Source organism: Rhizobium sp. H4, from assembly GCF_003013335.1.
GTDB classification, from domain to species: Bacteria; Pseudomonadota; Alphaproteobacteria; order Rhizobiales; family Rhizobiaceae; genus Rhizobium; species Rhizobium sophoriradicis.
On sequence record NZ_PSOW01000024.1, the window covers coordinates 1 to 20,003 of the forward strand.

Here is a 20,003-nt window from a genome sequence, read left to right on the forward strand (position 1 = left end):
AAGGGGCGGACTCCGTCCAGCTGCCTGCCAAATCATCAAATTCAGCCACCATCACCCCGCCACACACCGAAGCGGGGCAAGCACAGATGACGGCAATCGCCTGACCCAAGCTGCAACGCCGGTTATGCAACAGTCCCCGCTGGGGAGAAGAGGGAGAATGCGGCTCCGTCATCGACACCATTGAATGGAGTGCCTTTACGCAGGAGAGTTCGTTTGGGCAGTGTCGGTGCGCCTTGTTCTCTCTTCTCCCCAGCGGGGAGAAGGTGGCCCGAAGGGTCGGATGAGGGGCCGCACGGCACGCTTTTTATTAGCCGAACCAGGACGCCCCACCCCGGCCGTTCGCAGCGAGCCTGGCATTGTGCACAGCCGGCAGCTTCATGGCAACAGCGGGTCAATCCAAAAATTGGCGGCGGTGAAGTCACGCACCTCGTCGGCGATCCAGTTCCGCAAGGCCCGCACCTTCGGGTCGTCTTGATTGCCGATGCGGTAGACAAGGTCGTATCCCCATTCCACCTCCATCTTCGTTCGCGGAAAGAGCGCCACAAGGCGGCCGGCGATCAGGTCTTCGCGACCAGCGCGCTGCGGCCGAGCGCCACGCCCTCGCCTCGGATCGCCGCCTCAATCGACATGCTGCCGTGACTGAAGCCTGCCCCTCGCATCTTCGGGTGCGGCATCATTGCAAACCAATGCTCTAGGCAAAGACCTCTGCTTGCGCCTCGGGACGCAGCGGATCCGGACCGAACTTGTTCGGACCTTCCGTGCCCGGAAGCAGGGAGATGACAATCGTTACCGGGAATGTGACGAAAGCGGCATAGGGAATAAAGCTCAGGATGAACAGCGCGAGATACCACCAACCGGAAATATTGCGATCATGGAAGCGGCGGATCTGTAGGGATATGGACGGCAAAAAAACTGCGATTGTGAACAACAACCAGATGACCACGGTATAATGAGCCGGCGATGGGGCGCCACCACCACTGGTGGCGTAGGCGAGCACAATGGCCAGTATTGCAAGTGGGAACAGCGCCAGCACGCAGAATAGCATGAACCACCAATATTCCGACCTGGACGCCCTGCCGGAAAAGGTCGCGTATTTTTGCTTCAAGACTGTCCGAACAGCTTCAGTAAATCCCATTTGAATTCCCCAGTTTCCCACTTGTCCAAGCGTCGCAAGATCCGACACTGGCTTACCTTTATAGTACTCCGATGGAAGCGCTATAATTCAAACGTAAAGATTGCAAGAAAAATGCATGTTTCACGTAGTGAGTCAAAGACGCAGTCAAGCTAACCGTGACGGCAGGAGTATTGAACGCCTTGTGCAAGCTCGAAAAAAGCAGTTAGCTGACTTCGTTCGGAACGCTCATTCGCACAGCTGGACGAGCATCGGGACGATAGGTGCGCTGAGACGTATCCGCATTTCGAGGGGAATCTCGTGCGCTGGTCCAAACCGCTCAGAGTGCATCTCGGCGTCCTGGTCGTCGCGTCGCTGCTTTGCACGTCGATGCCAATCATCTGGTTGGCATTCCGGCAGGGAAGCGCTGCTGCGGTGAACGCCGGCGCGCAGCAGATGCGCGAGATGAGCTTACGGCTTATCGAGGGATACAAAGCTGCGCTTCACGGCGGCACCGAGGCGGTGGCGCTGGTATCGACCCTGCCCCAGCTCACTTCCCCGCCGTCTCAGGATATTATGGCAAAGCAGGAAGTCTTTCTCGAGGTGTTGCGAAACGTCCCCGAGGCGACGAGCGTTTACACCGGCTATCCCGATGGTTCTTATCTGCAGGTCATTAACACCGCCAGAAAGGATGTGCGTCAGGCGCTGGCGGTGCCCGATGGCACGGCTTTCGCGATCAGAACGATCGCGGAGAGACAAGGCGCGAATATTATATCGACGCTTCGCTTTCTCGATAGCCAGGCAAGACCGATCGGCGAGCGGGACATCGACTACCTATCCTTCGATCCGCGGCAACGGCCCTGGTACCAATCCGTCGTCCAGGACGGTGTGCCGGTTTCCGTCGGGCCTTATGTGACCGGAACGCTCAATATACCGACGCTGACGATCGCGGCGCCGATGAAGGATGATGGCCGGGTGGTCGTCGGCATCAACATTCACCTGCAGACGATCGGCCGCCTGCTGAATGCGCAGGGGATTTCTCCGCATGCGCGAGCCTACATCATCGATGGCGGCGGCAACCTCGTCGCCCATTCCGACGCCCAGATCATGAGCAGGGTCATCGGATTATGGGCGAGAACATCAGGCGCCTTCGCCGCGACGGCAAACAGTTTCGACACGAGCCTGGAAGCCGTGGCCAGGCTCAGGCGAGATCCCGCCTTCGCAAGCGGCGGCTTGGCGCGGCTCGATATCGACGGCGAAAGCCACCTGGCGCAAATCGCCCCTGTCAGTGTCTCAGGCCTGTTTAAGGACAGCACGGCCGTGATCGTCGCGCCGCTCGCAGACCTCGTGGAGGAAGCCCATCGGCTGCTCGTGCGCAATCTCCTGATTGCTGGCGCTCTGTTGATCGCCGGAGTCGGCGCATCGGTGGTGCTTTCCCGCATGGTCAGCCGCTCTCTCTATCGGCTCGCCGACGAGGCGCGGCGGATCGGCGATCTCGATCTCGGCGAGACGCCCGTCTCGCATTCCTGGATAACGGAGATCAATTCGCTGGCCGGCGCGCTCTCGGCAAGCCGGCATGCCATCAGCCAGTTTGCCCTCTACGTTCCGCGTGAAGTGGTTCGGCGCATCATCAGCCCCGAGGGGCGAGCGGTCGTCAAAGCCAAACGGCAGGATGTGACCGTGCTGTTCACCGATATCAGGGACTTCACCACCATATCCGAGCTCAATTCTCCGGAAAACGTCGTCGATACGCTATCGGCCTATTTCGAGCTGCTGAACATCATTGCCGAGCGCCACGGCGGGACGGTCGTGCAATATCTCGGCGATTCCATTTTCGTCATGTGGAACGCCCCCGTTGCGGATGCCGAACATGCCGAAAACGGCTGCCGCTGCGCGCTCGCGATGAAGGCGGCAATCGACGGCCTTAACGAGGAGAACAGAGTGAACGGCCGTCCTGTCCTCATCACGCGATTTGGCCTGCACACAGGCCCGGCCGTCGTCGGCAGTTTCGGGGCGATTTCGCGCCAGCAATACACGGCCATGGGCGATACGATCAATGTCGCCTCGCGCCTGGAGGGATTGAACAAGGAATTCGGTACGTCGATCCTGGTCAGCGCCGCCATCCATAACGCCGTCGGCGACCGTTTCGTGTTTCGGTCGCTCGGCCTGGCGCAGGTGAAGGGCCGGGCGGAGAAGGTGGATATATGGGAATTGATTGGGGAGAGTGACGGCTAAATGTCTGATCGCGAAAACTGGCGATATTCGTTTTCGCAAACGCCCCATCACCCTCGTGAAGCCTCTGCTCAACATCTTGGCGCCTATCCGGCAGGCTGCATCACCAGCGACTGATGGCAATGCACGCCGGCGAGCACCCCCGCGGCCGAGGCAAGCGTGCCGCTGTGCATGGAGCTTGCGGCATCGCCGGCGGCGAAGACGCCCTTGACGCTGGTCTCCTTGTTTTCGCCGGTGCGGATGACCGGACCGAACATACCGTCGTCGAAGGCGCAGCCGATTTGTTCGGCAATGGGGCTTGCCATCGCCGTTTTCGGCGCGACGAAGATGGCGTCGAGCGGCGCGATGCGGCCATCGGCGAGGCGCACTGCCTCGAGTTTCGGACTATCACCCAGCAATTCGACGATCGGGCTGCGTTCTATGCGGACGCCGCGGGCGCGCAGCTTCGCGAGCTGCTCTTCGTCAGGCTCGAACCGCGCCTGGGTGAAAAAGGTGGTCGCGCCCCAGTCAGGGATCATCACGGCCGAATGCGCCGAGTGGGGATGGTTTGCAAGGACGCCAAGCTCGCCGCCACTCACTTCATAACCATGGCAATAGGGGCAGTGCAGCACCGAGCGCCCCCAGCGGTCTCCGAGGCCGGCAATCTCAGGCAGCGTGTCGCGGACGCCGGTTGCGAGAATGAGTCGGTCAGCGAGTTCTTCGCCGCCGCCTTCGATGCCGACGATAAATTGGTCATCCTGCTTCTGCGCGTGGACGACCCTGCCGTCGCGCAACGTGATGTTCGGATAAAGCGAAAGCTGTCTCTTCCCCTCCTCCATGATCGCCGCCGGTGCCCGGCCGTCCTGACCGAGAAAACCGTGCGCGGCCTGCGAAAATCGGTTTCGCGGCATGCCCGCATCGACGAGCAGAACCCGCCGCCGCGCCCGGGCAAGCTGCATGGCAGCCGACAGGCCGGCAAAATTGCCGCCGATGACGATGACTTCGTAAGACATGCTGTCACTCCTCCGGTGTTTCATTTTCATGAATCAACATAAGTTACATGAAATAACCCAGTCAAGCGTCATGTCACTTGTGTTGTTACAGATGGCCTGCGATAATTACCCGCTCGACAGGATGGAACAATGCGCAACGACAGCCGCCTTTCCCGCATGCTGCACGTGCTGATCCACATGGATCGGCACGAGCATTCGGCGACCTCCGAAATGATATCAAAGATGTTGAACACCAATCCCGTCGTCGTCCGCCGCACCATGGCCGGCCTTCGCGAACGGGGTTATGTCAGCTCCGAAAAGGGCCACGGCGGCGGCTGGACCTTGGCGCGTCCCTTGTCTGAGATCACCCTGCTCGACGTCTACAACGCCCTTGGCGAGCCTCACCTCTTCGCCATCGGCCCCGCCGGCGACCAGCCGCAATGTCTGGTGGAGCAGGCCGTCAATAGCGCGCTGGCAGATGCGATGCAGGAGGCCGAGGCGCTGCTGCTGAGGCGGCTGGGCAGTGTGACTCTCAAGCAAATCGCTGACGAGTTCGAGGCAAAACTGGAAGCCCGCTCGGCAGCGGCTTATTCCTGCGCCTCGTGAGGGATTAAATCCTCCAAAGAGGAATAACTGCCACTGCAAATCGCGACAGCGGCCGATGCCGCGGTCCCCGCCCAATCGCTTACGTCCTGCGATAGAGAAAATACCGCCCTTCTTTGATCCCCTCCGGCAGCGGCAGCGCCACAAGCTCGGGATGCTCCAGCGGCAGGCCGCTGACGGCGACGCCGTTATGAGCGAGCACGCCGGCGATCAGTTGCGGCAGCCAGGTCAGCGTCACCGCGTCGATCTCGTCATGGCCGGTGCCGATATCGGCATGGGCGAGCGCTGCGCCGATGCCGAGGAAGGCCTGGCCGGAGTCGCGGATATTGCCGGTCACCATATCTTGCGGCTCCGGGGTCGAGGCCGAATAGGAGCGGACTTCCCAGTCGAAGGCGATGATGCGGCGGCCGGGAAAATTCTCGCGCAGATGATCATAGGTGCGGCCGTTGCCGAGGCCGAATTCCAGCACCGGGCCGTCGATTTCTGCAACGAGATCGGTGATCGCGTTCAAAATATCGCGCTGGGCCGTCAACCGGCGAATGAAGCTGTCGAGGCGGCTCATCTAAATCCGTATCCGTCATGAAAATCGTGAGCGCGTGCTAACACTGAAACCTTGCCAAGTCGATTGCCGTAAATGGGAATTGGCGTTGCAGTGGCAATATGGGTCTGTGCTAAGGTCGATGACATGGAAACCGTGACCGACGAAGACTTCTTTGCCGCCGTGCCGCTCTTCAGCGCCTTCGAGGGCGTGACCGATGCCGCCAACTACCGGCCGCTGCCCGATGGCTGGGTGCTGGCGCTTGCCGATATTGTCGGCTCGACCCAGGCGATCGCCGGCGGCCGGTACAAGGACGTCAACATGGCGGGCGCCAGCGTCATTTCGGCGGTGTTGAACGCCGTCGGCAAGGGCGACTATCCCTTCGTCTTCGGCGGCGACGGGGCGCTGATCGCGCTTCCGGGTTCGCTGGAAAAGGCGGCGCGCGATGCGCTTGCCGCCGTGCAGGTCTGGGTCGAGGAGGATCTCGGTCTGATGCTGCGCATCGCCATCGTGCCGGTTGCCGATACCCGCGCAGAGGGTCTCGACGTGCGTGTCGCGCGTTATTCGGCAAGCCCTTATGTCACCTATGCGATGTTCTGGGGCGGCGGCACCAGCTGGGCGGAACGGCAGATGAAGCAGGGCCGTTACGGCGTCGAGCGCGCCGCCTCGGGCACGCGGCCCGATCTCACCGGCCTCTCCTGCCGCTGGAGCCCCATCGAGGCCGAGAATGGCGAGATCGTCTCAATCATCGCCGTGCCCGGCGAAGGCCGGCCGGGCGAAGAATTCCGCGACCTCGTCAACGGCATCGTCGCCATCACCGCCGAGCAGAACCGCGGCAGCCACCCGGTGCCGGCCGGCGGCCCGAAATTCGCCTTCTCGCTAAAGGGAATCAATCGCGAGGCCAGGGCCACGGCGCCGGCCGGCAAACGTCTTCGGCAGAAGCTGATCATCTTCCTTCAGCTCGCCATCACCGTTCTCTGCTACAAGCTCGACATCCCGCTCGGCCGCTTCGATGCCCGCCGCTACAAGGGCGACGTCGCCGGCAATTCCGATTTCCGCAAATTCGACGACGGGCTGAAGATGACGGTCGATGTCGATGCCGAGCACCTGAAACGCATCGAGACGCTGCTGGAAGCGGCGCAGGCAAAGGGCATCGCCCGCTATGGCCTGCATCGGCAGGCTTCGGCGCTGATGACCTGCTTCGTGCCGACGCCGATTTCGCGCGACCATATGCATTTCATCGATGGCGCGTCCGGGGGTTATGCGGTGGCCGCCAGCCGGATGACCGGCAAGGAGCTCTCCGGCGTTGCCGTCACGCCTTGATGACGTGATCGGCCGAAAGGCCGAGCCGGTTGAAGACATTGCGGGTGTCGATGATCAGCGCCGCGCTTTTCGCGATCGCCGCATAATCCACGCTGTCATGGTCGGTCGCCACCAGCACCGCATCGTAGTCGGCGACAGCGTCCGGCATCAGCGCCACCGACCGGCGGCCCTTCAGCGCCTGGTATTCGCGCGTCGGCGGGATCTCGGCGACGAAGGGGTCGTGATAGTCGGCCCGTCCGCCGCGTTCTTCGATGATCTCGATCAGCCGCAGCGACGGGCTTTCTCTTATATCGGCGACGTTCTTCTTGTAGGCGAGCCCGAGTACCAGCACCCGGCTGCGGCTCAGCGCCTTGCCGGCGCGGATGTCGAGCGCTTCGGCGAGCTTGCCGACGACATAACGCGGCATCGCCGAATTGATCTCGCCGGCAAGCTCGATGAAGCGGGTCGGCAGCTCGTATTCGCGCGATTTCCAGGTGAGATAGAATGGGTCGATCGGGATGCAATGGCCGCCGAGACCGGGGCCGGGGTAGAAGGGCATGTAGCCGAAGGGCTTGGTCTTGGCCGCCTCGATCACTTCCCAGACATCGATGCCCATCGCCGCATACACGGTCTTCAATTCGTTGACCAGGGCGATATTGACCGAACGGAAGATGTTTTCGGTGAGCTTCACCGCCTCGGCCGTCGCATTCGAGGAAACAGGCACGACCGTCGATACCGCCGCACCATAGAACGCCTTCATCAGGGACAGCGCCTCGGGCCCGTCGCCGGCAACGACCTTCGGGATGGTGGCGGTGTGATAATGCTGGTTGCCGGGATCCTCGCGCTCCGGCGAGAAGCCCACGAAGAAATCCGCGCCGGATTTCAGGCCGGTGCCGTCAAGAATGACCTTGACGATATCGTCGGTGGTGCCGGGATAGGTGGTCGATTCCAGCACGACGAGCTGGCCGGGGCGCAGATGCGCGGCGATCGAGCGCGACGTCGCCTCGACGAAGGACAGATCGGGATCGCGATGTTTGGTGAGCGGCGTCGGCACGCAGATGATGATGACGTCGCAGGCCGCCAGACCGGCGAAATCGGTCGTCGCCTGGAAGCGCCCGGCATCGATCTCGGCGGCAAGGGCTGCATCGCTGACGGCATCGATATAGGAGCGGCGGGCCTCGAGCGCCACCATCTTGGAAGGGTCGATGTCGAAGCCGGTGACCGCAAAGCCGCTGCGCGCCACGGCGATCGCCAACGGCAGGCCGACATAGCCGAGGCCTATGACGCCGGCGCGCGCCGCGCGGGTTTCGATCTTCTGCAAAAGCGTATCGAAGGTGGAAGTGGCCAAGGCGGGATCTTTCAAACGGAGAAATTCAGAACGCTGATCTAATGCATGATGGCGGCGAATTAAACCCGGGCGCCGATCTTCCGCTTTCCCCCGACAGAAATGCCGATTCGGCGTCAGATTTGCCCCTCACCCTAACCCTCTCCCCGTAAACACTGGGCGAGGGGACGTGCCCTGCGAGACGCTGGCGAAGAATGGAGAGGTTGCGGCTATCCTCCTTCGCCCCGCAAGCGGGGAGAAGGTGCCGGCAGGCGGATGAGGGGCAGTTCTCGCTGACAGACCTGAAAAAGCCTTTAGCCGGGCGTGGCCGAAATGTGCCGGCTGGGTCATCCGATGCAACTTTGGAGCACAAAAGAATCCCGCTCCCATTGTTTCGCATATGCAGCATCCCTATTTTGACTTTTGATAATGAACCACGTGAAAGGACCACCCGTCCGGTCCCCCGTTAGGGGAACTGAGGGACGCCGCTGCCGGGCTCTCGGCAGATCGTTGACACAATATTACCGCTCGTACATCCTGATTTCCTTGTGACCTGTGCATGTAAATGTGCCGGCCGAGGGATTTTTGCCTCTTGGGGATGGCGTGCTTTATGAGGATCATACCGAGAATGAGCACGATCGAATCCAGCGTGTCCTCCATCCTGTTGGACCGCGTCGCCGAATGGCTGACGAATTCTTCACTGGCGGGCAACGATCTCGAAACCATCGTCAGCGGCTTCTGCGAAAGGATGGCCTCCGCCGGCCTGCCGATCGCGCGCGTGCACCTGACCTTTTCGATGCTGCACCCGCTCTACGATGCGCTGAGCTTCACCTGGCGGCGCGCCAGCGGCGTCACCATCGAAGGCTTCCGCATGCCGGCCGGGCAGAAGCCGGACCGCTTCCTGCAGAGCCCCTATTATTACCTGCTCGACAACAACCTGCAGCACATCCGCCGCCGACTGTCGCAGGACGGACCGGCCGAATTCCCGATCTTCGAGGATCTGCGCAAGGACAAGATCACCGACTACCTCGCCTTCGTGCAGCCCTTCAGCGACGGCTCTGTGCAGGGCATGATGGGCTCGTGGTCGACCGACCACAATAACGGCTTTTCCGACGACATGATCGATGCGCTGCTGCGAATGCAGAACCATCTGGCGGTCGCCGCCAAGATGGCGGTGCTCGGCAAGCTCGCCAACAATATGCTGACCACCTATCTCGGCGGCGACGCCGGCAAGCGGGTGCTGAACGGCCAGATCCGCCGCGGCGACGGCGAGACGATCCGCGCCGCCCTCGTCATGGGCGACATGCGTGAATCCACCATGTATGCCGAAAAAGAGGGCCGTCAGGCCTATATCGACACGCTGAACCAGTTCTTCGACGCGATCGCCGCTCCTTTCAACCGCAATGGCGGCGAAATATTGAGCTTCCTCGGCGACGGCTTCCTGGCCGTCTATCCCTGCGGGCGCCACAAGGATCCGTCGAAGATTGCCTGCGAGGCAGCGCTGTCGGCCGTTCACCAGGCCCAGGCGCGGGTCGCCGAGCTCAACGGCGAACGCGAGCAGAAGGGTCTCAGCAAGATCGGCTACGGCATCGGCCTGCATGTCGGCAACGTCATGTTCGGCAATGTCGGCCTGAAGGACCGCCTGACCTTCTCCGCCTTCGGATCGGCGGTCAACGAGGTGCAGCGTCTTCAGATCCTGACCAAGAAATACGGCCGCGAGGTCGTCGCCAGCCAGGCCTTCGCCGGTTATTGCGGCGGCGAATGGACGCGGCTCGGCGAAGAGAAGCTGCGCGGCATCCGCCAGAAGGTGACGGTGCTGCAGCCGCGCGCGCCGGCCCCGGAGATCCATGTCGACGAACATTTCCGCGAGGCCGTGCAGAACGGACTTTCCGAAGCCGAGCAGGTCATTCTGCTGCACCAGGACGCGAAGAAACAGGTCAAGCGCACCAGCATGGAGAAGTTCATCCAGTAAAACGCCAGATCGGCACCGATAAAACTGCGTGTTTCGTCCGGACGACCGCGGCGAAAGGCGGCGATATCCCCTTGATTGTCATCAGCTAGACACCCCGTTTGCGGTACGATAGTGTTGCCTTAACGGGAACATAGAAGACTGGGGAATTTCATTGGTATGGCGTCCGCTGCCGATTTGTTGCGTATTGAGAATCTCGACATCTCGTTCTCGGTTTTCGGCGACCGCCTGCGCGTCGTAAAGGAAGCCAATCTCCGCATCCTTCCGGGCAAGGTCACCGCTCTTGTCGGTGAATCCGGCTCGGGCAAATCGGTGATCAGCCAGGCAATCATGGGCATCCTGCCCAATCCGGCCAAGGCATCGGGCAGCATCCTCTTCACCGATCCGCTCGACGGCAGCACGACCGATATCCTCTCCTTGTCGCGAGACAGCGAGGAAATGCGCGACCTGCGCGGCCGACGCATGGCGACGATCTTCCAGGAGCCGATGACTTCGCTCTCGCCGCTGCACACGGTCGGCAACCAGATCAGCGAAGCGCTCTTGATCCATACCGAAGCCGACAAGCAGGAGGCGCGTGAGAAGACCGAGGAAATGCTCGGTCTCGTCGGCTTTTCCAATCCGCACCGCACCTACGACATGTATCCGTTCGAATTGTCCGGCGGCATGCGCCAGCGCGCAATGATCGCCATGGCGCTGATCTGCAAGCCGGCGCTCTTGATCGCCGACGAGCCGACGACGGCGCTCGACGTGACGATCCAGGCGCAGATCCTCGAATTGCTGCGTGACCTGCAGGCCAAGCTCGGCATGGCGATGCTGCTCATCACCCACGATCTCGGCATCGTCGCCAACATGGCCGACGAGGTGGTCGTGATCTATCACGGCGAGATCATGGAAGCCGGGCCGGTCGAGGCGATCTTCCGCAATCCGCAGCACCCCTATCTCAAGGCGCTGATGGCCGCCGTTCCGCATTTCGACATGAAACCGGGCGAGCGGCTGAAGGCGCTGCGCGACGTGCCGGTCAATCTCGAGACTCTCGTCGGCAAGAAGAAGCCGCTGCAGGCGGAGACGCCGGGCACGCTGTTGTCCGTCAGCAATCTCTGCAAGACCTACAAGACGCGCAAGCGCAGTTTTCTCGGCAAGCACGAGGCCACCGTGCTGCGCGCCGTCGACGATGTCAGCTTCGATATCCGCCGCGGCGAATGTCTGGGCCTGGTCGGCGAATCCGGCTGCGGCAAGACGACGCTCAGCAAGATCCTGATGCGCGCCGTCACACCCGACAGCGGCGCGGTCGTGTTCAACGACGGCAAGGAGGTCATCGACGTCCTCGCGGTCAAAGGCGACGAGCTGCAGGACATGCGCACCAAGATCCAGATGGTGTTCCAGGATCCGGTTTCCTCGCTTTCGCCGCGCATGACGGTGCGCAACATCCTAAGCGAACCACTCGAGATCCATGATCGCGGCGACAGCGACGAGCGCAAGCGCAAGGTCGAAGGATTGATGGCGGCGATCGGTCTCGACAAGCGCTACCTCAGCCGTTACCCGCACAGCTTCTCCGGCGGCCAGCGCCAGCGCATCGGCATCGCCCGCGCGCTTGCCCTCGGGCCGAAACTCGTCATCCTCGACGAGCCGGTCTCGGCGCTTGATGTCTCCGTCCAGGCGCAGATCCTCAACCTGTTGAAGGACCTGCAGAAGGAACTGGGGCTGACCTATCTCTTCATCTCGCACAACCTCGCCGTCGTCGATTACATGGCCGACCGCATCGCTGTCATGTGCAAGGGCCGCATCGTCGAGATCGCGCCGCGCGAAATCATCCTGCGCGATCCGGTGCATCCCTATACGAAATCGCTGCTCGCCGCCGTCCCCTTCCCCGATCTCGACCGGCCGCTCGATTTCAAGGCGCTGCGCGAAAACGGCGCCGCCGACAAGCAGAACTGGGGGAAAACCTTCACCGCCGAGCATGACGACGCTTCCGAGCTTGCCTATGCCGATCTCGGCGACGGCCATCTGGTGCGCGCCCGCAAGGGCGCTACGGCCAAGGAGTTGCGCTGATGGTAACGCGTCGCACCTTTCTCGGCGGCCTTGTCGGGGCTGCGATCGCACCGGCGGTGCTTCGCGCCGAGCAGATAGTCGAGCCGGAATTTCTCAAGGAGCGGCTGGCCGCAGGCAGCCTGCCTGGTATGGCTGAGCGTATTCCACTGCGCCCGCGCATCGTCAACCTGAAGGAGATGGGGCTCGAACCCGGCGCCTATGGCGGCACGGTGCGCACCATCATCGGCAGCCAGCGCGACATCCGCTTCATGACGATCTACGGCTATTCCCGCCTGGTCGGCTACGACAAGCACCTGCAGTTCCAGCCTGACATTCTCGCCGATTTCCGCGCGGAGGACGACACGGTCTTCACCTTCACGCTGCGCGAAGGCCATAAATGGTCCGATGGGGCGCCGTTCACCGCCGACGATTTCCGCTACTGGTGGGAAGACGTCATCCTGAACGACAAGCTGACGCCGGGCGGCGGCGCGCTCGAGCTTCGCCCGCACGGCAGTCTGCCGCGCTTCGAAATGCTCGATGCGCTGACGGTGCGTTACACCTGGGAAAAACCCAATCCGATGTTCCTGCCGACGCTGGCAGGTCCCCAGCCGCTCGTCATCTTCGGGCCGGGGCATTACCTCAAGCAATTCCATAAGAAGTTCCAGCCCGACGAGGCGAAGATGGAACAGATGATGAAGACCAGCCGCGTCAAGAAGTGGCAGGATCTGCACATCAAGATGGCGCGCTCCTACCGGCCGGAAAATCCCAACCTGCCGACGCTCGATCCCTGGCGCAACACGACGGCGCTGCCGGCCGACCAGTTCGTCTTCGAGCGCAACCCGTTCTTCCACCGGGTCGACGAGACCGGCCGGCAGCTGCCCTATCTCGACCGTTTCGTCCTCAACGTCTCCTCCTCGTCGATTATCGCCGCCAAGGCGGGTGCCGGCGAAGCCGACCTGCAGGCGACCGGCATCGATTTCAACGACTACACCTTCCTGAAGGAGGCCGAAAAGCGCTTTCCGGTGAAGGTCAATCTCTGGAAGGTGGCGCGCGGCTCGCGCATCACGCTCTTGCCGAACCTCAACTGCGCCGACGAGGTTTGGCGCGGCCTGTTCCGCGACGTGCGTCTGCGCCGGGCTCTGTCGCTGGCGATCGACCGGCACGAGATCAACATGGTCGCCTTCTACGGCCTGGGCACGCCGAGCGCCGATACCGTGCTGCCAGACAGCCCACTGTTCAAGCAGGAATATGCCGACGCCTTCGTCAAGTTCGATCCCGACGAGGCCAACCGCCTGCTCGACGAACTCGGTCTGACCAGGCGCGGCGGCGACGGCATCAGGCTGCTGCCGGACGGACGGCGCGCCGAGATTACCGTCGAGACCGCCGGCGAAAGCAATCTCGATACCGACGTGCTGGAGCTGGTGCACGATCACTGGGCCAATATCGGCCTTGCGCTCTATACCCGCACTTCGCAGCGCGACGTCTTCCGCAACCGCGCCATGAGCGGCACGATCATGATGTCGATCTGGTACGGTCTCGACAATGGCGTGCCGACGGCCGACATGTCGCCCTCGGGGCTGGCGCCGACGCTCGACGATCAGCTGCAGTGGCCGCTCTGGGGCATGCACTATCTCTCCGCCGGCCAGGAGGGTGTCGCGCCCGACCTGCCGGAGGCGGCCGAACTGATCGATCTGCTCAAACAATGGGGCTCGACGGCGAAGTTCGAGGAGCGCCAGGCGATCTGGCACAAGATGCTGTCGCTCTATACGCAGCAGGTGTTTTCGATCGGCCTGATCAACAGCACGCTGCAGCCGATCCTTCGCGCCGCCAAGCTGCAGAACCTGCCGGAGAAAGCCCTCTACGGCTTCGACCCCACCTCCTATCTCGGCATCTACATGCCGGATGCATTCTGGTACAAGGAGGCCTGAGGCGTGCTCAGATACATTCTCTGGCGCATCGCCGCCATGGTACCGACGCTCTTCGTCATTTCGGCGCTGGTCTTCACCATTATCGAACTGCCGCCCGGCGACTTCTTCGAGAGCCAGATCGCCGAGCTGCGCGCTTCCGGCGAGACCGCCAATCTCCAGGAAATCGAGGAGATGCGCCAGCAATACGGCTTCGACAAGCCGGAGATCGTGCGCTATTTCTACTGGGTCGGCGGCATGCTGCACGGCGATTTCGGCTATTCCTTCGAATACCAGCTGCCGGTGTCCGACGTCGTCGGTGACCGCCTGTGGCTGACCATTCTCGTCTCCTTCACGACGATCCTGCTCACCTGGCTGATCGCCTTTCCGATCGGCATTTATTCGGCCACGCACCAGTACAGCTGGGGTGATTACGGCCTGACCTTCCTCGGCCTGCTCGGCATCGCCATTCCGAACTTCATGCTGGCGCTGATCCTGATGTATTTCGCCAATATCTGGTTTGGCATCTCTATCGGCCATCTGATGGACCAGCAATATATCTCGGCTCCGATGAGCTGGGAGAAGGCGCGCTCGATCCTCTCCCATCTGTGGATCCCCGTCATCATCGTCGGCACGGCTGGCACGGCCGGCATGATCCGTCGCTTACGCGCAAACCTGCTCGACGAGATGCAGAAGCAATATGTGACGACGGCGCGCGCCAAGGGTCTGCATCCGATGCGGGCGCTGGTCAAATATCCGCTGCGCATGGCGCTCAACTTCTTCGTCGCCGATATCGGCTCTATCCTGCCGTCGATCATCTCCGGTGCGGAGATCGTCGCGATCGTGCTGTCGCTGGAAACAACCGGGCCGATGCTGATCAAAGCGCTGCAGAGCCAGGACATGTATCTCGCCGGCTCGTTCCTGATGTTCCTCGCCTTCCTCAACGTCATCGGCGTGCTGATTTCCGATATCGCCCTCGGCTTCCTCGATCCCCGCATCCGTCTGCAAGGCAGGAGCACCAAATAATGTCGCCCCTTCCCGCACCCGGCGCGCCGCTGCCGCATTACGTCTCGACCGCGCCATTCGACCCGCTCGCGACCGAGACCATGACGGCGGCGCAATCGCGCATTCATCTCGCCTCGCAGAAGAAGTTGATGTGGTGGAAGTTCAAGCAGCACAAGCTGGCCTTGATCTCCGGCATCTTTCTCGCCGTCGTGTACCTGATGATCCTGATCGTCGAGTTCCTGGCGCCTTACGGCCTGCACACCCGCAACGTCGATTTCATCCATGCGCCGCCGCAGCGCGTCCACTTCTTCGACAAGGGAGAGTTCGTCGGCCCCTTCGTCTACGGCCGCAGCATGACGCTCGATCTCGATACGCTGCACCGTGTCTATACCGACCGGCCGAACGACGTGCAGCCGATCCGCTTTTTCTGCCGCGGCGATTCCTATAAATTCTGGGGTCTCGTCGCCTCGAACTTTCATCTGGTCTGCCCGTCGATCGGCGGCCAGATGTTCCTGCTCGGCACCGACCGGCTCGGCCGCGACGTGCTCTCGCGCATCCTCTACGGCGCGCGGATCTCGCTGACGATCGGCCTGATCGGCATCGCGATCAGCTTCGTGCTCGGCATCGTCATCGGCGGTCTTGCCGGCTATTGGGGCGGCATCTTCGATCTCATCGTCCAGCGCCTGATCGAGGTGCTGCAATCGCTGCCGAGCCTGCCGCTGTGGATGGCGCTCGCCGCCATCATGCCGGTGACCTGGAGCCCGATCGTCATCTATTTCGGCATCACCGTGATCCTCGGCATCATCGACTGGACTGGGCTCGCGCGTGCCGTGCGCTCGAAACTCCTGGCGCTGCGCGAGGAGGATTACGTCCAGGCAGCCCAGCTCATGGGCGCCAGCACGCCGCGCATCATCGGCCGCCATCTGGTGCCGGGCTTCATGTCGCATCTCATCGCCTCCGCGACGATTTCGATTCCCGGCATGATCCTCGGCGAGACCGCGCTCTCCTTCCTCGGCCTCGGCCTTCGCCCGCCGATCACCAGTTGGGGCATTCTGCTGACCGAGGCAAAAAGCGTCAGCGTCATCGCCTTCTATCCTTGGCTGCTCTTTCCGATCATTCCTGTTGTTCTTGTCATTTTGGCGTTCAACTTTCTGGGAGACGGCTTGCGTGATGCGGCAGATCCCTACAAATAGCAGGAAACCCGGCGGCGCCGCACGGCACCGCCCCCGCCTCGTGGCCTCCGGACGGTGGGGGTACTAACGCATGTTGTTCACCCCGGAGGGAACACCCATGGCCAGACGTCTCGAAGATGCTCGCATCCTCATGTACAGCCACGACACCTTCGGCCTCGGCCACCTGCGCCGCTGTCGCGCCATCGCCCATGCGTTGGTCGAGGATTATCGCGGCCTCAATATCCTGATCATCTCGGGCGCGACGATCGCCGGCGCCTTCGACTACCGCGCCCGCGTCGACTTCGTGAAAATCCCGAGCGTCATCAAGCTGCGCAACGGCGAATATACCTCGCTCGCCAGCCATATCGACCTGCACGAGACGCTGAAGATGCGCGAATCGAGCATCCGCCACACCGCCGAGACCTTCCAGCCCGATATTTTCATCGTCGACAAGGAGCCGATGGGACTGAAGGGCGAGGTCGAGGATACGCTCGCCTATCTCAAGGCCCGCGGCACCGTGCTGGTGCTCGGGCTGCGCGAGGTGATGGACGCGCCGCATCTGCTCGATGCCGAGTGGAAAAGAAACGGCATCATGCAGAAGATCGACCAATATTACGACAGCGTCTGGGTCTACGGCCCGCCTGATTTTTACGACCCGCTGATCGGTCTCGACGTCCCGGCCAGCCTGCGCCGGAAGATGGATTTCGTCGGCTTCCTGCAGCGCAGTGTCTCCAAGGGCAAGACCTCGATCCACGCCCGCAAGGACAATTACCTCCTCGTGACCACAGGCGGCGGCGGCGATGGTTCCGATCTCGTCCACGACGTGATGAATGCCTATGAGGCCGATCCGACGCTGACGCAGAAGGCGCTCGTTGTGCTCGGGCCCTATATGCCTGCCGCCGAACGCGCTAAGCTGGTGCAGAAGGGCGAAGCCATTCCCTACATCGAGGTGATCGAGTTCGATAACCATATGGAAGAGCTGATCGACGGCGCCACCGGCGTCGTCGCCATGGGCGGCTACAACACCTATTGCGAGATCCTCTCCTTCGACAAGCCGGCCCTCATCGTGCCGCGCGTCAAACCGCGCCAGGAACAGCTGCTGCGCGCCAAGCGGGCGAGCGAGCTCGGCCTCGTCGACATGCTGCTGCCGGAACAATCGGTCGATCCCACCATCATGGCTGAGGCGCTGAAGCGCCTACCCTCCCGCCTGCCCCCGTCGAAGAGCGGCAGTAATATGCATCTCGAAGGGCTCGACCACATCTCGCAGACCGTCGGCCGGTGGATCGACGGCCGCGCCAGCCACCTCGCCCTCGTCGGCGCGGAATAGGACCAAGCCTTGCCGCCACGCCGCAAGATTCTCGTCGTGCTGAAAGGCTATCCCCGCCTTTCGGAAACCTTCATCGCCCAGGAGCTGCTCGGCCTGGAAAAAGCCGGCTTCGACCTGACGCTGATTTCGATGCGCCGGCCGACCGACAAGAAGCGCCATCCCGTCCATGACGAAATCAGGGCGCGCGTCGTCTACCTGCCGGAATATCTGCACGAGGAGCCAATCCGGGTGCTGAAAGGTCTTATCGCCGGTTTCTCCAAACCCGGCTTCACCACGCTGATCAAACGTTTTTTGGCCGATCTGCCACGCGACCTCTCGCGCAACCGCTTCCGCCGCCTCGGCCAGGCGCTGGTGCTGGGGCGTGAATGGCCTGATGGAGGCGAGTGGCTGCATGCCCATTTCATCCACACGCCGGCCTCGGTGACGGAATATGCGAGCATGCTGACGGGCACGCCCTGGAGCTGTTCGGCGCATGCCAAGGACATATGGACGTCGCCCGACTGGGAGCTCACCGAAAAACTGAACAGCGCCCGCTGGACCGTCACCTGCACCCGGGCGGGCTACGAGCACATGCGCACGCTGACATCCCGCAAGGATGCGGTGCACTTGAGTTATCACGGTCTCGATCTCGCCCGCTTCGGCCATTTTGCCGGCGATCGCTCGAACCGCACCGGCACCGATCCCGACGATCCGGCCCTCATCTTGAGCGTCGGCCGCGCCGTTGAAAAGAAGGGTTACGACGTGCTGCTGCGCGCACTCGCCCTGCTGCCCGCCGATCTGCATTGGCGCATGGAACATATCGGCGGCGGCGAGGCACTGGCGAAGCTAAAGGCGCTGGCCGCCGAGCTCGGCCTGTCCGACCGCATCGTCTGGAAGGGCGCCCTGGCGCAGGAAGACGTGCTTGATCACTACCGCCGCGCCGACCTCTTCGCGCTGGCCTGCCGGATCGCCGCCAATGGCGACCGCGACGGCCTGCCGAACGTGCTCGTCGAAGCCTCGAGCCAGCGGCTGGTCTGCGTTTCGACCGAAGTCTCCGGCGTGCCGGAACTTCTGAAGGACGGCGAAAACGGCCTCGTCGTGCCGCCGGAAGATCCGGCGCTGCTGGCGAAAGCCCTGGAAGCGGTGATCCGCGACCCGGCGCTTCGCAAGCGCCTCGGCGACGCCGCCGAAAGTCGGGTGCGCAACGAGTTCGACTATCACTCCAGCATCAGACAGCTCAGCGGCCTGTTCGAGGCCGAATGGCAGAAGGCGTCATGACTGCACCGCGCATCTTCTTCTACGTCCAGCACCTGCTCGGCATCGGCCACATTGCCCGCGCCAGCCGCATCGCCAATGCCCTCGTCAAAGACGGATTCGACGTCACCGTGGTGACCGGCGGCTTGCCGGTACCGGGCTTTCCAGGCGAGGGCGTCAAGACCGTGGCACTGCCGGCGGTCGTCGCCAGCAATGCCGGCTTTTCCGGCCTCGCCGATGCCGGAGGCCGCCCCGCCGGCGAGGATTTCCTCCATGCCCGCCGCGACCTGCTGCTCGAGGCCTTTCATGCCGCAAGGCCCGATGTCGTCATCATCGAAGCCTTCCCCTTCGGCCGCCGGCAGATGCGCTTCGAACTGCTGCCGCTGCTCGCGGCGGTCGAAACGGCCGAACCGCGGCCAAAACTGCTGAGTTCGGTACGCGACATCCTGCAGGAAAACCGCAAGGCCGGCCGCGATGCGGAAACCGCAGCCCTGGTCAGTGATCATTTCGACGCCGTGCTCGTCCATGGCGATCCCGCCTTCATCAAGCTCGAGGACACCTTCCCGTTGACGGCAGCGATTGCCGACAGGGTACGTTATACCGGGCTCGTCACCCCGCCGCCGGCGCCCGAACCGACCGAAACATTCGATATCATCGCCTCAGCGGGCGGCGGCGCCGTCGGCGCCGAACTGATCGGCGCGGCGAAAGCGGCGGCAGCGCTCATGCCGGACAATCTTCGCTGGCTGCTGATCGCGGGGCCCAACCTGCCGGAGGCTGATTTCACCGCGCTGTCGCGGGAGACGGCCGCAAACGTGACGCTGGTGCGCTTCCGCAAGGATTTTCCCTCGCTGCTGCGCGCCGCCAGGGTCTCGATCTCGCAGGCCGGCTACAACACGGTCGGCGACCTCATGCGCAGTCAGTGTCGGGCGATCCTCATCCCCTTCGTCGCCGGCGGCGAGACCGAGCAGACGGTGCGCGCCGAACGGCTGCAGGCGCTTGGCCTCGCCGACATCCTGCCGGAAAACGGGCTGACCTCTGCCCTTGTGAAACAGGCCGTCGAAAAGGCGCTCGCAGCACCTCGGCGGGAACAGGTATCGCTCGATCTCGACGGTGCGGAGAAAACCGCCGGCATCATTCGCTCGATGATTGCGAATAGCTCGCCTAATTCAAAATTCCTGTGATATAAGCAAAAGTCCGGCGAGAATCGGCCTTTCTGCAGCCGGTGGCTTCGCCTTGTTTTCATTGCGATATCGGCGGTCCGGCTGCATGGTTCGTTCTCAAGGA

Annotated in this window: 16 protein-coding genes; 11 read left to right on the forward strand and 5 right to left on the reverse strand. The window is 62.5% G+C overall.

The window, feature by feature from the left end:
- Positions 1–375: 375 nt before the first annotated feature.
- Together C4N04_RS32615 and C4N04_RS28255 are read right to left on the reverse strand one after the other, a co-directional pair.
- On the reverse strand, positions 376–513 hold the full coding sequence (locus tag C4N04_RS32615) for a hypothetical protein (RefSeq protein WP_348628316.1): 138 nt from the start codon (positions 511–513) through the stop codon (positions 376–378).
- 178 nt (positions 514–691) lie between these two features.
- On the reverse strand, positions 692–1,135 hold the full coding sequence (locus tag C4N04_RS28255; RefSeq protein ID WP_106797566.1) for a DUF805 domain-containing protein: 444 nt from the start codon (positions 1,133–1,135) through the stop codon (positions 692–694).
- A gap of 297 nt (positions 1,136–1,432) precedes the next feature.
- On the opposite strand from C4N04_RS28255, the gene C4N04_RS28260 reads away from it, so the two are divergent.
- Positions 1,433–3,346, forward strand: a complete 1,914-nt coding sequence (locus tag C4N04_RS28260) for an adenylate/guanylate cyclase domain-containing protein (RefSeq protein WP_106797567.1) — start codon at positions 1,433–1,435, stop codon at positions 3,344–3,346.
- Between the two features lie 83 nt (positions 3,347–3,429).
- Here the strand turns inward: C4N04_RS28260 and C4N04_RS28265 are convergent, their stop codons facing one another.
- The gene (locus tag C4N04_RS28265; protein ID WP_106797568.1) at positions 3,430–4,335 is read right to left on the reverse strand and encodes an NAD(P)/FAD-dependent oxidoreductase; all 906 of its coding nucleotides are present in this window, start codon (positions 4,333–4,335) and stop codon (positions 3,430–3,432) included.
- A 129-nt stretch (positions 4,336–4,464) separates the two neighbouring features.
- Here C4N04_RS28265 and C4N04_RS28270 point away from each other — a divergent pair, with 129 nt between their 5' ends.
- Positions 4,465–4,920, forward strand: a complete 456-nt coding sequence (locus C4N04_RS28270; protein WP_077989510.1) for an Rrf2 family transcriptional regulator — start codon at positions 4,465–4,467, stop codon at positions 4,918–4,920.
- Between the two features lie 79 nt (positions 4,921–4,999).
- Here the strand turns inward: C4N04_RS28270 and C4N04_RS28275 are convergent, their stop codons facing one another.
- A complete protein-coding gene (locus C4N04_RS28275; protein WP_077989511.1) occupies positions 5,000–5,479 on the reverse strand; it encodes a class I SAM-dependent methyltransferase in 480 nt (159 codons plus the stop codon).
- Between the two features lie 123 nt (positions 5,480–5,602).
- Between C4N04_RS28275 and C4N04_RS28280 the strand changes: the two genes are divergently transcribed.
- Positions 5,603–6,778 carry a DUF3095 domain-containing protein gene (locus tag C4N04_RS28280; RefSeq protein ID WP_106797569.1) on the forward strand — a complete coding sequence of 392 codons (1,176 nt, stop codon included), beginning with the start codon at positions 5,603–5,605 and terminating at the stop codon, positions 6,776–6,778.
- On the opposite strand, the gene C4N04_RS28285 is transcribed toward C4N04_RS28280, so the two are convergent.
- Positions 6,768–8,105, reverse strand: coding sequence for a nucleotide sugar dehydrogenase (locus C4N04_RS28285; protein WP_106797570.1), 1,338 nt, complete (start codon positions 8,103–8,105; stop codon positions 6,768–6,770). The genes C4N04_RS28280 and C4N04_RS28285 overlap by 11 nt on opposite strands.
- 604 nt (positions 8,106–8,709) lie before the next feature.
- Here C4N04_RS28285 and C4N04_RS28295 point away from each other — a divergent pair.
- The 8 genes from C4N04_RS28295 to C4N04_RS28330 all read left to right on the forward strand — a co-directional run bounded on the left by C4N04_RS28295 (position 8,710) and on the right by C4N04_RS28330 (position 19,900).
- The gene (locus C4N04_RS28295; protein WP_040140862.1) at positions 8,710–10,053 is read left to right on the forward strand and encodes an adenylate/guanylate cyclase domain-containing protein; all 1,344 of its coding nucleotides are present in this window, start codon (positions 8,710–8,712) and stop codon (positions 10,051–10,053) included.
- Between the two features lie 156 nt (positions 10,054–10,209).
- Entirely contained in the window at positions 10,210–12,099 is a 1,890-nt protein-coding gene (locus C4N04_RS28300) for an ABC transporter ATP-binding protein (RefSeq protein WP_040111307.1), read from the forward strand.
- Positions 12,099–14,006 carry an ABC transporter substrate-binding protein gene (locus tag C4N04_RS28305; RefSeq protein ID WP_106797572.1) on the forward strand — a complete coding sequence of 636 codons (1,908 nt, stop codon included), beginning with the start codon at positions 12,099–12,101 and terminating at the stop codon, positions 14,004–14,006. Before C4N04_RS28300 ends, C4N04_RS28305 begins: the two co-directional genes overlap by 1 nt.
- 3 nt (positions 14,007–14,009) lie before the next feature.
- A complete protein-coding gene (locus tag C4N04_RS28310; protein WP_040111305.1) occupies positions 14,010–15,008 on the forward strand; it encodes an ABC transporter permease in 999 nt (332 codons plus the stop codon).
- Entirely contained in the window at positions 15,008–16,180 is a 1,173-nt protein-coding gene (locus C4N04_RS28315; RefSeq protein ID WP_040140856.1) for an ABC transporter permease, read from the forward strand. Before C4N04_RS28310 ends, C4N04_RS28315 begins: the two co-directional genes overlap by 1 nt.
- Before the next feature lie 97 nt (positions 16,181–16,277).
- Entirely contained in the window at positions 16,278–17,486 is a 1,209-nt protein-coding gene (locus C4N04_RS28320; protein ID WP_077989515.1) for a glycosyltransferase family protein, read from the forward strand.
- A 9-nt stretch (positions 17,487–17,495) separates the two neighbouring features.
- Complete coding sequence (locus C4N04_RS28325) at positions 17,496–18,743, forward strand: glycosyltransferase family 4 protein (RefSeq protein ID WP_106797573.1); 1,248 nt, start codon at positions 17,496–17,498, stop codon at positions 18,741–18,743.
- Positions 18,740–19,900: a glycosyltransferase gene (locus C4N04_RS28330; RefSeq protein ID WP_077989758.1), complete on the forward strand. Its 1,161-nt coding sequence runs from the start codon at positions 18,740–18,742 to the stop codon at positions 19,898–19,900. Before C4N04_RS28325 ends, C4N04_RS28330 begins: the two co-directional genes overlap by 4 nt.
- Positions 19,901–20,003: the final 103 nt, after the last annotated feature.

Bases quoted from the DNA above. Each gene is read 5' to 3' on its own strand.
- C4N04_RS28255 (WP_106797566.1), bottom strand. From the start codon at position 1,135: ATGGGATTTACTGAAGCTGTTCGGACAGTCTTGAAGCAAAAATACGCG.
- C4N04_RS28265 (WP_106797568.1), bottom strand. From the start codon at position 4,335: ATGTCTTACGAAGTCATCGTCATCGGCGGCAATTTTGCCGGCCTGTCG.
- C4N04_RS28270 (WP_077989510.1), top strand. From the start codon at position 4,465: ATGCGCAACGACAGCCGCCTTTCCCGCATGCTGCACGTGCTGATCCAC.
- C4N04_RS28275 (WP_077989511.1), bottom strand. From the start codon at position 5,479: ATGAGCCGCCTCGACAGCTTCATTCGCCGGTTGACGGCCCAGCGCGAT.
- C4N04_RS28280 (WP_106797569.1), top strand. From the start codon at position 5,603: ATGGAAACCGTGACCGACGAAGACTTCTTTGCCGCCGTGCCGCTCTTC.
- C4N04_RS28295 (WP_040140862.1), top strand. From the start codon at position 8,710: ATGAGCACGATCGAATCCAGCGTGTCCTCCATCCTGTTGGACCGCGTC.
- C4N04_RS28300 (WP_040111307.1), top strand. From the start codon at position 10,210: ATGGCGTCCGCTGCCGATTTGTTGCGTATTGAGAATCTCGACATCTCG.
- C4N04_RS28305 (WP_106797572.1), top strand. From the start codon at position 12,099: ATGGTAACGCGTCGCACCTTTCTCGGCGGCCTTGTCGGGGCTGCGATC.
- C4N04_RS28315 (WP_040140856.1), top strand. From the start codon at position 15,008: ATGTCGCCCCTTCCCGCACCCGGCGCGCCGCTGCCGCATTACGTCTCG.
- C4N04_RS28320 (WP_077989515.1), top strand. From the start codon at position 16,278: ATGGCCAGACGTCTCGAAGATGCTCGCATCCTCATGTACAGCCACGAC.
- C4N04_RS28330 (WP_077989758.1), top strand. From the start codon at position 18,740: ATGACTGCACCGCGCATCTTCTTCTACGTCCAGCACCTGCTCGGCATC.